This is a genomic window from Modestobacter marinus (genome assembly GCF_011758655.1).
Lineage (GTDB): Bacteria > Actinomycetota > Actinomycetes > Mycobacteriales > Geodermatophilaceae > Modestobacter > Modestobacter marinus.
In genome coordinates this window covers 671880-683106 of sequence record NZ_JAAMPA010000001.1, presented here as the reverse complement: position 1 = coordinate 683106, position 11227 = coordinate 671880, and the positions used below count along the sequence as shown (strand labels likewise).

Genomic DNA, 11227 nt, shown 5'->3' with positions numbered 1-11227 from the left:
CCCGGGAGGGCAGAAATGGCCATTTCTGCCCGGGCGCAGGGACGTGACGGTCCGCGACGAGAGGCAGAAATGGCCATTTCTGCCCGGGAGGGGGTCACCACTCGATCCCCCGCTGGCCCTTCTGGCCGGCGTCCATCGGGTGCTTGACCTTGGTCATCTCCACGACCAGGTCGGCGGCCTCGATCAGCGCCGGTGGGGCGTCGCGCCCGGTGATGACGACGTGCTGGTTGCCCGGCCGGTCCGTCAGGGTCGCCACGACGTCGTCGACGTCCACCCAGCCCCACTTCAGCGGGTAGGTGAACTCGTCGAGCACGTAGAAGCGGTGCGCCTCGGCGGCCAGGTCGCGCTTGATCTGCGCCCAGCCCTCGGCCGCGTCGGCGGCGTGGTCGGTCTCGGTGCCGGCCCGTCGGGACCACGACCAGCCCGAGCCCATCTTGTGCCAGACGACCGGGCCGCCCTCGCCGGTGGTCTCGTGCACCCGGCCCAGCGCGGTCAGCGCGTTCTCCTCGCCGACCTTCCACTTGGCGCTCTTGACGAACTGGTAGACCGCGATCGACCAGCCCTGGTTCCACGCCCGCATCGCCATCCCGAAGGCGGCGGTGGACTTGCCCTTCATCTCCCCGGTGTGCACCGCGAGCAGCGGCCGGTTGCGGCGCTGGCGGGTGGTCAGCCCGTCGACCGGGACCGCGGTCACCTGTCCCTGGGGCATGTCAGGCCGCCTCTCGCACCGAGCGGACGACGCCGGACAGCGCCTCGGCGCCCAACTCCTCGAGCCGCAGCGTCTGCGCGCCCAGCTGCTGACCGAGCGCCGCGGCCAGGCCCAGCCGCACCGGCCCGGACTCGCAGTCGACGACGACGCTCGCCGTCCCGGCCGTGGCCAGCAGCCCGGCGGCCCGGCGGGCGTCGGCGAGGTGGTCGCCGCCCCGCGGGCCGGTCGCCCGGCCGTCGGTGACGACGACGAGCAGCGGACGCCGTTGCGGGTCGCGCACCCGCTCCAGCCGCAGCGTCTCGTGCGCCCGCAGCAGCCCGGCGGCCAGCGGGGTGCGGCCGCCGGTGGGCAGGCTGGTCAGCCGGGCGGCCGCCGCCTCCACCGACCAGGTGGGCGGCAGGGCCAGCTCGGCGTCCCCGCCGCGGAAGGTGATCAGCCCGACCTTGTCCCGGCGCTGGTAGGCGTCCATCAGCAGCGAGAGGACGGCGCCCTTCACCGCGGCCATCCGGGAGCGGGCGCCCATCGAGCCGCTGGCGTCGACGACGAAGAGGACGAGGTTGCCCTCCCGGCCCTCCAGCGTGGCCTGGCGCAGGTCGGCGCGCTCGACCCGCAGGCCGGTGCCGCTGCGCCCGCGGGCTCGCTGGTGGGGTGCGGCGGCGAGCACGGTGTCGACCAGGTGCAGCCTGGTGACGCTGCCCGCGGGGCGGGTCGAGCCGACCACCCGGCCGCGCTCGCTGCGGGCCCGGGACCGCCGGCCGGCCGCACCGGCGCCGATGCCGCCGACCTCCAGCCGCTGCACCCGGAACGGGGCGTCGGGGGTCACGGCCGCCTGCTCCGGGGCGGGCGCGGCGTCGGTGTGCCCGCCGCCCTCACCGCGCGGCGCCGTCGTCGGCTCCTGCCCGTCCTGACCTGCACCGCCGGCACCTGCGGCGTCGACCGGCTCGTCCTCAGCGCCACCAAAATGGCCATCTTGGTGGTCGGTGGGCCCGCCGGAGGGCGGGGTCCCGCCCCCGTTGGGGCCGCCCCCGTCGTCGGTGGGGTCGCCGTCGGTGGGGTCAGTGCCCTCGGGTGGGGTCGGGTCGTCGTCGGGTGGGGAGTCGGGGCGGGAGTCCTCCAGCGCCCGGTCGAGGGTCTCCTCGTCCAGGCCGGGGGCGTCGAAGGGGTTGCGCCGGCGGCGGTGGGGGAGGGCCAGGCGGGCGGCGACCCGGACGTCGTCCTCGGTGACCTCGGTGCGCCTGGACCAGGCAGCGTGCGCGATGGCGGCGCGGGCGGTGACCAGGTCGGCGCGCAGGCCGTCGACGTCGAAGGCGGCGCAGACGCTGGTGACCTGGCGGAGCGCGGCGTCGCTGAGCACCACCTGCGGCAGCAGCGCGCGGGCCGCGGCGATCTGGTCGGCCAGCTCCCGCTCGGAGGTGGCCCAGGCGGCGGCGAAGCCGGCCGGGTCGGCGTCGTAGCCGAACCGGCGGCGGACCACCTCGGCGCGCAGGTCGGCGTCCCGGGGGGCGGCCACCTCGACGGTGAGGCCGAACCGGTCCAGCAACTGGGGGCGGAGCTCGCCCTCCTCCGGGTTCATGGTGCCGACCAGCAGGAACCGGGCCGCGTGCCGCACCGAGACGCCCTCGCGCTCGACGTAGGCCCGGCCCAGCGCGGCGGCGTCCAGCAGCAGGTCGACCAGGTGGTCGTGCAGCAGGTTGACCTCGTCGACGTACAGGACGCCGCGGTGCGCGCCGGCCAGCAGCCCGGGCTCGAAGGACTTCACGCCCTCGGTGAGCGCCCGCTCGAGGTCCAGCGAGCCGACCAGCCGGTCCTCCGAGGCGCCGACCGGCAGCTCGACCAGGCGGGCCGGACGGGTGACCGGGCGGTCGTCGGCGGAGTGCGGGCCGTCCGGGCACTCCGGGTCGGGGGCGGCGGGGTCGCAGGCGAAGCGGCAGCCGGCGACGACGTCGACCGGGGGCAGGACGGCGGCCAGGGCGCGCACCGTCGTCGACTTCGCCGTGCCCTTCTCCCCGCGCACCAGCACGCCACCCACGGCGGGGGAGACGGCGTTGAGCAGCAGCGCCAGTCGCATGTCGTCCATGCCGACGACGGCGCCGAAGGGATAGGTCATCAGCAGACCACAGGTCCTCTCCCCGGGTGTCCACGCCCGGAGGTGGCAGGAAGCGACGGCGGGAGTTCCTGACTCCCCGACAGCTCACCGAGGCGAGTGGCCAGGTCACAGTGGCGGGACCGCGCCGGAGTCGCACCGGGCTTCCTCCACTGCCGTCGCAGTTGGAGCGCCATTCGACCACGGGCACCCCGGGTGAGGACAGGGGCGTGTCTCTTGACGAGGTGGAAAGTGGTGCGGCACTCTTTCCAGCATGGAAAGCGACGGGATCGACCGGGACGCGGCGGTGGCCCAGCTGGCCGCCCTGGAGGCGGATCGCACCGCGCTGGCGGACCGGGTGATGCAGCCGTGGTGGCACGACGTGGCGGGCGGGCTGCTGCTGTTCGGCCTCCTGGCCTCCTACGCGATCGAGACCTCCTGGGTGCGCGCGCTGGCGCTGCTGGTCTTCGCGCTCGGTCTCGGCGGGCTCGCGTGGAGCTACCAGCGGCGCACCGGCGTCTGGGTGTACCCGGACGGCCGGGCGTGGCTCACCTGGGTGCCCCTGGCCCTGGTCGTCTCCGTGCCGGCGCTCGTGCTGGCGGAGGACCACGGCCAGCGGTGGGCGATGCCCGTCGCCGGCGCCGTCCTCGGCACCGCGCTCGCCCTGCTCAGCCGCCGGTGGACCCGTCGCTGGATCGCCGAGCTGCGGGGCGAGCGGTGACGGGGCCGGTGCCCGCCGAGGGTGCGGCGGTGACCGACCCGCAGGTGGCGGCTGCGCAGCTGGCGGCACTGCAGTCGGACCGGGCCGGGTTGGCCGACCGCCTGATGCAGCCGTGGTGGTACGACGTGACCCTCGGGCTGCTCCTCTTCGGGTTCTTCAGCAGCTACTCGTCCCGCAGCGGCTGGGTGATCGCGGCAGCTCTGGCGCTCTTCCTCGCCGGGGCCGCAGCGCTCGTGGCGGCGTACCGACGGATCACCGGGGTCTGGTGGGACGCCCGGAAGGTGGGGCCGGTCCAGGAGCGCGTCCAACGGGCCATCCGCAACTGGGCGATCGGCTACTTCTCGCTGTTCGCGCTCGGTGCCGCAGCCGAGTTCCTGCTCGACCTGCGTGGTGCGATGGTCGTGGCGGGCGCGGTGCTGGGGACGTCGGCGGGGCTGCTCAGCAGGTGGGTGACCCGGATCTACGTCGCTGCGCTGCGAGCCGGGCGGTGACCGCGGTCGAGCCGCGGTTCGACGCCGTCGTCCACGCCCCGCCGCGGCTGCAGATCTGCGGGCTGCTGGCCGCCGTCGACACGATGGAGTTCGCCGCCGTCCGGGACGCGGTGTCGGTGAGCGACTCGGTGCTCTCCAAGCACGTCAAGCAGCTGGAGGAGGCGGGCTACGTGCAGGTGCGCAAGGCGACGATCGCCTCCCGGCAGCGCACCAGCCTGGCGCTCACCAGGGCGGGGCGGGCGGCGTTCGGCGCGCACGTCGCCGAGCTCCGCCGCATCGCCGGTCTCTGACGGAGGACCCCGTCCTCCTCCTCCTCCTCGCTCGCGAGCTCGCGACGAGCCCCTGGACGGGTCCGTGGCACGGCCGCTGGACGGGGCCACGCACGGGGTCGGGCAGAGTGCCCGGCGTGGCACGAGGGCGAGGGCGGCGGTTCCTCGACTGGGCCGTGGTCCTCGTCGTCGGGATCGGTGCGACGCTGGCGCTCGACCTCCTCGCCGTCCCCTCCGCCGCGTTGTTCGGCGGGCTGGTGGCCGGGCTGGGGCGGGCGCTGATCGGCAGCACGCCGCTGGCGCTCCCGAGGCCGGCGAGCACCGGGGCGCAGGCGGTCATCGGGGTGTCGATCGGCGCGCTGGTCCAGGCCGAGACCCTGCGCACGGTCGCCGAGCACTGGCTGCCGGTGCTGCTGATCACGGTCGCCACCCTCGGCGTCAGCCTGGTCGCCGGGCAGTTGATGCGCCTGCAACCGGGCATCAGCCCGGTCACCGGGGCCTTCGCGATGATCGCCGGTGGTGCGTCCGGCATCACCGCGATGGCGCGGGACCTCGGCGCCGACGAGCAGGTGGTCGCCGTCCTGCAGTACCTGCGGGTGCTGCTCATCGTGACCGCGATGCCGATCGTGGCCACCACGGTCTACGGCGCCTCCGGCGGCGAGGGCGCCGTGCCGGCCGACGACGGCCCCGGCTGGCCGGCCGGGCTGCTGTTCACCGTGGTCTGCGTGGTCACCGGGGTGCTGCTCGGCCGGCTGAGCCGGCTGCCGGTGGGTGCGCTGCTGGGGCCGCTGGCCGTGGCCGCCGTCCTGGACGTGACCGGGCTGGCGCAGGGGGCGACCGTGCCGCCGCTGGTGGAGGCGGCCGGCTTCCTGGCGATCGGGCTGCAGGTGGGCCTCGGCTTCACCCGGGCGAGCCTGCGGTTGGTCGGCCGGGCGCTGCCGCTGGCCGTCGTGCTCATCGTCGGTGCGGTCGCGGCCTGCGCCGGCCTGGGGGTGTTGCTGTCCCGCACCGCCGGGGTGAGCGCGCTCGACGGCTACCTGGCCACCACGCCGGGCGGGCTGTACGCGGTGCTGGCCACGGCCACGGGCAGCGGTGCCGACGCGACCTTCGTGCTCGCGGTCCAGGTGCTGCGGCTGTTCGTGATGCTCTTCTCCGCCCCGCTGCTGGCCCGCTGGCTGGGGAGGGGCCAGCAGCCGGTCTGACACCTGACGATCCACGATCGTCATGTGTCAGGCGGCGCAGTCGTGGCATCCCCCAGGGCATGGCAACCGACGACGCCCGATCAGGCCTCGGACCCCGGCCGGACCGGGAGCCCCGAGCAGACCTCGTGCCCCCGGCCGACCGCGGTCTCCCCTCGGGCGCCGTGCCCCGACCGGACCTGGACGACCGGGCGGCCCCTGCCTGGCTGGTCCGCGCCGCCGCCGTCGGCGGGCGGTTGCTCGTGCTCGCCGTCCTCGTCTGGTTGCTCGCCGGCTTCGCCGTGAAGCTGACCCTGGTGCTCGTCGCCGTGCTGACCGGGCTGCTGCTGGCCGGCGTGGCGGCACCGGCGGTGGGCTGGGCGAGCCGCCGGGGCGTGCCACGGTGGGTCTCGGCCGGTGCGGCCGTGCTGCTGCTCCTGGTCGTGCTGGTCGGTGCGGGGCTCGGCCTGGCCGCCCGCATCGCCTCCCAGCTGCCCCAGCTCCGCGACGCCCTGGACCGGGTCTCCACCCAGCTCTCCGAACGGTTCGGCACCTCGATGCCCTCGCTCGGCGACGTGGTGGGCGGGCAGGGTGGTGCGGGCGTCACCGAGCTGATCGGGCCGGCCCGGACTCTCCTGGAGGTCGCCCTCGGCGTCTTCCTCGCCCTGGCGCTGGCGTTCCTCTTCCTCACCAGCGGCCCGGGCATGTGGCGGTGGCTGCTCGGCAAGTTCGGCGGCACGGTCCGGGAGGACGTCGACGCCGGCGGCCGGGCGGCGTGGGGCACGGTGGGCGCCTACGTGCGGGGGCTGACCCTGGTCGCGCTGTTCGACGCGGTCGGCATCGGGCTCGGTCTGCTGCTGCTCGGCGTCCCGCTGGCGCTCACCCTGGCCGCACTCCAGTTCGTCGCGTCCTACATCCCCACCATCGGGGCCTTCCTCGCCGGCGCGGTGGCCGTGCTCGTCGCCTACGGCGCTTCGGGGCTGGGCACCGCCGCGCTGGTGCTGGGGCTGGTCGTGCTCGTCCAGCAGATCGGCAACGACGTGGTCGAGCCCTACGTGATGAAGAACCGGCTGCCGATCAACGCCGCGGTGGTCCTGATCGCCGTGACGGCCGGAGGGCTGCTGTGGGGTCTGGCGGGCGCACTGCTGTTCGTGCCCCTGGTCGCGGCGGTCTCCGCGGCCGGCCACGAGGTCTGGACGCGGCACGGGTCACGCCCGATCGCCGGCGGTTGAGGGTCGGCAGTGCGGGACGGACGGCGCTGCGGTGCCTACCCTGGTCGGGGCCGCCATCCGGCGCGGCACCGGCACCGACCCAGGAGGACCGCGCTGTCCGAGGACGACACCACCGCCACCGGTGAGGACCAGGCTGCCGTGCTGCAGTTCGTGGGTGGGCCGCTCGACGGCCGGGTGGAGATCCGCGAGGCCCGGCACGGTGAGCCGCTGCCGACGATCACCCACACCCACCTGCACGGCGGGCCGAAGGTCGTGCACCGGTACGACCTGCGGTCGCTGACCGACTCGGCGGGCGTCTACCACCTGCGTCCCCGCACCTCGCGGGACGACGGCGGCGCCACCGACTGACGGGGCCGCCGTCAGCCGCGCAGGCGCCGCACCTCGACGGCGACCTGGTCGAACTGCCGCCGACCGAGCGCGGCGCCCTCACGCCGGACGTCGCTGGGGTCGATCCGGAGGACCCGGTCGATCCGCACCTCGCTGGGCCGGCCCTGCCGGTCCCACCCGCCGGTGCCCACGTCGACCCAGTGCCGACCGTGCCGGGCCTCGTCCGCGGCGTCCCGGTCGTGGTCCTTGCTGGTCATCATGAGGCCCAGGAGCGCATCGCCGTCGCGCCCGACGACCAGCACCGGCCGGTCCTTGCCCCGGCCGTCGCCCTCGTCGAAGGGCACCCAGGTCCAGACGACCTCGCCCGGGTCGGGGCGGTCGTCGGCCCGCGGGGCGTAGTCCAGCTCCAGCGGGCCGGTGTAGTCGGTCGCCAGGTGGATGCGCCGTGGCGGCGCCGCCGGGGGCAGCGGAGCCCGCGCCGGGGGCGCCGAACCGGGAGTCGCCCACTCGGGGAGCGGTGGTGACTGGGCGCCGGGGCGGCGGACCCGGCGGTTGCCCCGCCGGAGGCTCCGGCCGCCCTCCTGGACGACGACGCCCACCAGCCGCTCGAGTGCTCTCCGCCAGTTGCTGCCCGCCACCCTCGGCACGGTAGGCGATGGCTCCAGCGACGCGCCGGTCGAGGACACGCCGGGGCGCGCGGCCACCGCTCCTCGTCGGCGGCCGGATGGACGACACGGATGTGACTTCTGTGACAGATGGTGCCCAGAACGGGGCGAACTGGTCACGGCAACGGTTCGGGCGAGGGCGGCCGGGTCACACTGCTGGAGGCGACCCGATCCCGTCGCCCAGGGGAGAGAAGGTCCCGCGATGACCATGGGCGAGCCGGTGCACCCGGCGGAGATGCTCGTGCCACCGGCGGTGCGCGCGAGCGCCCTGGCCGCCTGGCAGCTGGTCGAGGACGCCCGCTATCGCACACCGGACCGGCAGCGTCGCAACGAACGACGGCGGCTGCTGGCCCAGCGCGCCGTGGCCGACCGCAAGGCCGAGCGGGACCACCCCATCGACTGATCGGCACGCGCGCTGCGCGGTGCCGGGGTCAGGTGAGGCAGAGCTCGTTGCCCTCCGGGTCGGCGATCGTCACCCAGCGGTGCGGGCCCTGGTGCCCCTCGTGCAGCACGGTCGCCCCCCGCGTGGTCAGCCGGGCCACCTCGGCGTCCACGGCCTCCGGGCCCACCCGGACGTCCAGGTGCACCCGGTTCTTGACCGTCTTCGGCTCGGGGACCAGCTGGAAGAGCACCCGTGGCGCACCGCCGGTGGGGTGGTTGATCGCCGCGCCGGCCGTCCAGACGAGCTGGCCGTCGTGCCGCATGGTGTCGGCCTCGGTGGCGTGGCCGGCGTCGACCATGCGCCGGATGAACGCCTCGTCGGTGGGTTCCCGCTCCCAGCCGAGCGCCTCGGCCCACCAGTCGGCGAGCGGGTGGGGCGCCGTGGAGTCGATGGTGACCTGGAAGGTGTGTGCCATGGCGGCACGCTAGGGCCTGCCACCGACATCAGGCCCCGTCCGGAGGCTCGCGGGGAGGGGGAGGGGCCCTCGGTCAGAGCTCCTGGGCGAGGTCCGCGCGGATCGTCGCGTCGTCGGGCAGCGGGGTCTCCAGCGCGCAGTGGTCCCGGAGCACCTGACCGAACGGCGTCATCGTCGAGCGGTCGACCTGGGCCGAGGGGTCCCACAGCCGCGAGCGCATCACGGCCTTGCCGCACTGGAAGTAGGCCCGCTCCACGTGGACGACCAGCACCGAGCGGGGCTCGCGGCCGAACTCGGTGAAGTCGATGCCCAGCTCGCCGGCGCCGACGAGCGACGTCGTCCCGTAGACCTTCAGCGTCTCCTCGCAGCCGGGCACGAAGAACAGCAGCGCCGCCCGCGGGTTGGCGACCAGGTTGCGCAGGCCGTCGACCCGGTTGTTGCCCTGCCGGTCGGGCAGCGCCAGGCGGTGCTCGTCGAGCACGTGCACGAAGCCCGGCTCGCCGCCGCGCGGGGAGACGTCGGGCCACCCGTCGGTGTCCGCGGTCGACAGCGTGGCGAACGGCGACCGGCTGATGAAGGCCCGGCAGTGCTCGTCCACCCGGTCGATGACCTTGTCCAGCACCAGCTGGGAGGGCGCCCGGTAGCCGGCCAGCACCTCGAGGTCGGCAGTGGTGGAGTCGGGGACGGCAGTCACGGCCCCGACGGTAGCGGCCGGCGGCGCGGCGCCGGTCGGTAGCCTGCCCCCTCGTGCCTGCGGTGTGGAGTGCCCCGGTCCGGTTCGTCGAGTGCGACCAGCAGGGCGTCGCCTTCAACGCGCACTACCTGACCTGGGCCGACGAGGCGGTGAACGCCTGGTGGGTGGCGGCCGGGGTGCCGTACGGGGCGCTGGCCGCCTGGGGCGTCGAGTACTACGTCAAGGCCACCGCGCTGGACTGGAGCTCCTCGGCCCGGTACGGCGACACGGTCGAGGTCGACGCGGAGCTGGCCCAGCTGGGCCGCACCAGCCTGACGCTCGCCCTCACCGTGCGGGTCGGCGAGCGGGTCTGCTGCACCGTGCGGACCACCTACGTGGCGACCGCCGGGGGCCGGCCGGTGCCGTGGCCCGACGAGGTGCGCGAGCTGGTCAGCGCGGGCTGATCCCGCTGGCCAGCACCGGGAGGCCGGCCGGGGGCCCGGACGCGACCAGCCGCCACAGCGCGTCGGTGTCCGCGTGCTCGGCGACCAGGTCGCCCAGCGCGTCCAGCCGGGCCTCGCGGTGCCGGGCGAAGTCGGTGTCCGGGGCCACGACGAAACGGCGGCCGGCGATCCGGGCGACCTCGGTGAGGAACGCCCGGCGGAAGCCGTCGGACTCCAGCGCCCCGTGCCACGTCGTCCCGAAGACCGAGCCCGCGCGGGCGCCGTCCAGGAACGGCTCGGCCCCGTCGTCGAGGTCCACCACGCCGTGGTGGATCTCGTACCCGCGGACCGGCTGGCCCAGGGCGGAGCCGGTGGGCCGGCCCAGGGTCTTCTCCCGGGCGAAGGTCACCTCGGCGGGCAGCAGCCCGAGCCCGGGGACGACGCCGGCCCGGGACTCGACGTCGTCGCTGATCGTGCGGGCCAGCATCTGGTGCCCGCCGCAGATGCCGAGCACCGCTCCGCCCCCGGCGGCCCGCCGGGCGACGGCGTCGGCCAGCCCGGTGTCGCGCAGCCACTGCAGGTCGGCGACGGTGGACCGGGTGCCCGGCAGCACCACCAGGTCGGCGTCGGCGAGCTCCTCGGGGCGGGTCGCGTAGCGCAGGAGCACCCCGGGCTCGGTGGCCAGGGCGTCCAGGTCGGTGAAGTTGGACAGCCTCGGCAGCCGGGCGACCGACACCCGGAGCACGTCCTCCCCGTGCGGCGGGCCGGCGGGGGCGCGGACGGCGTCGACGCCCAGGGAGTCCTCGACGTCCATCTCCAGCCCGCTGCGCCAGGGGAGCACGCCCAGCGTCGGCCGGCCGGTGAGCGCGGCCAGCTGGTCCAGGCCGGGGGCCAGCAGCCGGGCGTCGCCGCGGAACTTGTTGACCAGGAACCCGGCGACCAGCGCCTGGTCGGCCGGGGGCATCAGCGCGACGGTGCCGTACAGGGCGGCGAAGACCCCACCCCGGTCGATGTCCCCGACCACCACCACCGGCAGGCCGGCGGCGGTGGCCAGGCCCATGTTGGCGATGTCGTCGGCCCGCAGGTTGATCTCGGTGGGGGAGCCGGCGCCCTCGCAGACCACCACGTCGAAGCGGGAGCGCAGGTCGGCCAGGCAGGCCAGCGCCTGCTCCAGCAGCGCGGCCTTCATCGGCCGGTAGGACAGCGCCGTCACATCGGCGACGGGCTTCCCGAGGACGACGACCTGGCTGGCGTTCTCCCCGCCCGGCTTGAGCAGCACCGGGTTCATCGCGGCCTCGGGCTCCACGCGGGCTGCCGCGGCCTGCATCACCTGCGCGCGGCCGATCTCGGCGCCGTCGGCGGTGACCATGGAGTTGTTGCTCATGTTCTGCGCCTTGAACGGCGCGACGGACACGCCCTGGCGCACCAGCCAGCGGCAGATGCCCGCGGTGACCACGGACTTGCCGGCGTCGGAGGTCGTGCCCGCGACGAGCAGCGCGCCGCTCATGGGGTCGCTCCGCGACCAGCCGTCCCGGCCGATGCTCACTGCCGACCCCAGCTGGTCGCGGGTGACCGGCCG

At 75.4% G+C, this 11227-nt stretch carries 14 protein-coding genes and 1 riboswitch; of the genes, 8 read left to right on the top strand and 6 right to left on the bottom strand.

What is annotated here, in order from left to right:
• Nucleotides 1-94 precede the first annotated feature (94 nt).
• Complete coding sequence (cobO, locus tag FB380_RS03245; protein ID WP_166753822.1) at nucleotides 95-709, bottom strand: cob(I)yrinic acid a,c-diamide adenosyltransferase; 615 nt, start codon at nucleotides 707-709, stop codon at nucleotides 95-97.
• A gap of 1 nt (nucleotide 710) precedes the next feature.
• Nucleotides 711-2816 carry a putative cobaltochelatase gene (locus FB380_RS03240; RefSeq protein WP_188959542.1) on the bottom strand — a complete coding sequence of 702 codons (2106 nt, stop codon included), beginning with the start codon at nucleotides 2814-2816 and terminating at the stop codon, nucleotides 711-713.
• A gap of 62 nt (nucleotides 2817-2878) precedes the next feature.
• A riboswitch (cobalamin riboswitch) is annotated at nucleotides 2879-2963 on the bottom strand.
• Nucleotides 2964-3066: 103 nt separating this feature from the next.
• On the opposite strand from FB380_RS03240, the gene FB380_RS03235 reads away from it, so the two are divergent.
• The 6 genes from FB380_RS03235 to FB380_RS03210 all read left to right on the top strand — a co-directional run bounded on the left by FB380_RS03235 (nucleotide 3067) and on the right by FB380_RS03210 (nucleotide 7031).
• Nucleotides 3067-3513 (top strand): hypothetical protein, encoded by a 447-nt coding sequence (locus tag FB380_RS03235; RefSeq protein WP_166753821.1) that lies wholly within the window; start codon nucleotides 3067-3069, stop codon nucleotides 3511-3513.
• A 29-nt stretch (nucleotides 3514-3542) separates the two neighbouring features.
• Nucleotides 3543-4004, top strand: a complete 462-nt coding sequence (locus FB380_RS25800; protein WP_166753820.1) for a hypothetical protein — start codon at nucleotides 3543-3545, stop codon at nucleotides 4002-4004.
• Entirely contained in the window at nucleotides 4001-4294 is a 294-nt protein-coding gene (locus tag FB380_RS25795; RefSeq protein ID WP_166753819.1) for a transcriptional regulator, read from the top strand. Before FB380_RS25800 ends, FB380_RS25795 begins: the two co-directional genes overlap by 4 nt.
• Before the next feature lie 116 nt (nucleotides 4295-4410).
• Entirely contained in the window at nucleotides 4411-5475 is a 1065-nt protein-coding gene (locus tag FB380_RS03220) for an AbrB family transcriptional regulator (RefSeq protein WP_166753818.1), read from the top strand.
• Nucleotides 5476-5636: 161 nt separating this feature from the next.
• Nucleotides 5637-6683 (top strand): AI-2E family transporter, encoded by a 1047-nt coding sequence (locus FB380_RS03215; RefSeq protein WP_166753817.1) that lies wholly within the window; start codon nucleotides 5637-5639, stop codon nucleotides 6681-6683.
• A gap of 138 nt (nucleotides 6684-6821) precedes the next feature.
• The gene (locus FB380_RS03210) at nucleotides 6822-7031 is read left to right on the top strand and encodes a hypothetical protein (RefSeq protein ID WP_166753816.1); all 210 of its coding nucleotides are present in this window, start codon (nucleotides 6822-6824) and stop codon (nucleotides 7029-7031) included.
• 11 nt (nucleotides 7032-7042) lie between these two features.
• On the opposite strand, the gene FB380_RS03205 is transcribed toward FB380_RS03210, so the two are convergent.
• Nucleotides 7043-7648: a type II toxin-antitoxin system PemK/MazF family toxin gene (locus tag FB380_RS03205; RefSeq protein WP_229681950.1), complete on the bottom strand. Its 606-nt coding sequence runs from the start codon at nucleotides 7646-7648 to the stop codon at nucleotides 7043-7045.
• A gap of 229 nt (nucleotides 7649-7877) precedes the next feature.
• Here FB380_RS03205 and FB380_RS03200 point away from each other — a divergent pair, with 229 nt between their 5' ends.
• On the top strand, nucleotides 7878-8078 hold the full coding sequence (locus FB380_RS03200; RefSeq protein WP_166753814.1) for a hypothetical protein: 201 nt from the start codon (nucleotides 7878-7880) through the stop codon (nucleotides 8076-8078).
• 28 nt (nucleotides 8079-8106) lie between these two features.
• Here FB380_RS03200 and FB380_RS03195 read toward each other — a convergent pair whose 3' ends face one another.
• Together FB380_RS03195 and FB380_RS03190 are read right to left on the bottom strand one after the other, a co-directional pair.
• Nucleotides 8107-8532, bottom strand: coding sequence for a VOC family protein (locus tag FB380_RS03195; protein ID WP_166753813.1), 426 nt, complete (start codon nucleotides 8530-8532; stop codon nucleotides 8107-8109).
• Nucleotides 8533-8605: 73 nt separating this feature from the next.
• Nucleotides 8606-9226 (bottom strand): MSMEG_1061 family FMN-dependent PPOX-type flavoprotein, encoded by a 621-nt coding sequence (locus FB380_RS03190; protein WP_188959541.1) that lies wholly within the window; start codon nucleotides 9224-9226, stop codon nucleotides 8606-8608.
• A 53-nt stretch (nucleotides 9227-9279) separates the two neighbouring features.
• Between FB380_RS03190 and FB380_RS03185 the strand changes: the two genes are divergently transcribed.
• The gene (locus FB380_RS03185) at nucleotides 9280-9669 is read left to right on the top strand and encodes an acyl-CoA thioesterase (protein WP_166753812.1); all 390 of its coding nucleotides are present in this window, start codon (nucleotides 9280-9282) and stop codon (nucleotides 9667-9669) included.
• Here the strand turns inward: FB380_RS03185 and FB380_RS03180 are convergent.
• A complete protein-coding gene (locus FB380_RS03180) occupies nucleotides 9656-11155 on the bottom strand; it encodes a cobyric acid synthase (RefSeq protein ID WP_166753811.1) in 1500 nt (499 codons plus the stop codon). The two genes, FB380_RS03185 and FB380_RS03180, sit on opposite strands and share 14 nt — an antisense overlap.
• Nucleotides 11156-11227: the final 72 nt, after the last annotated feature.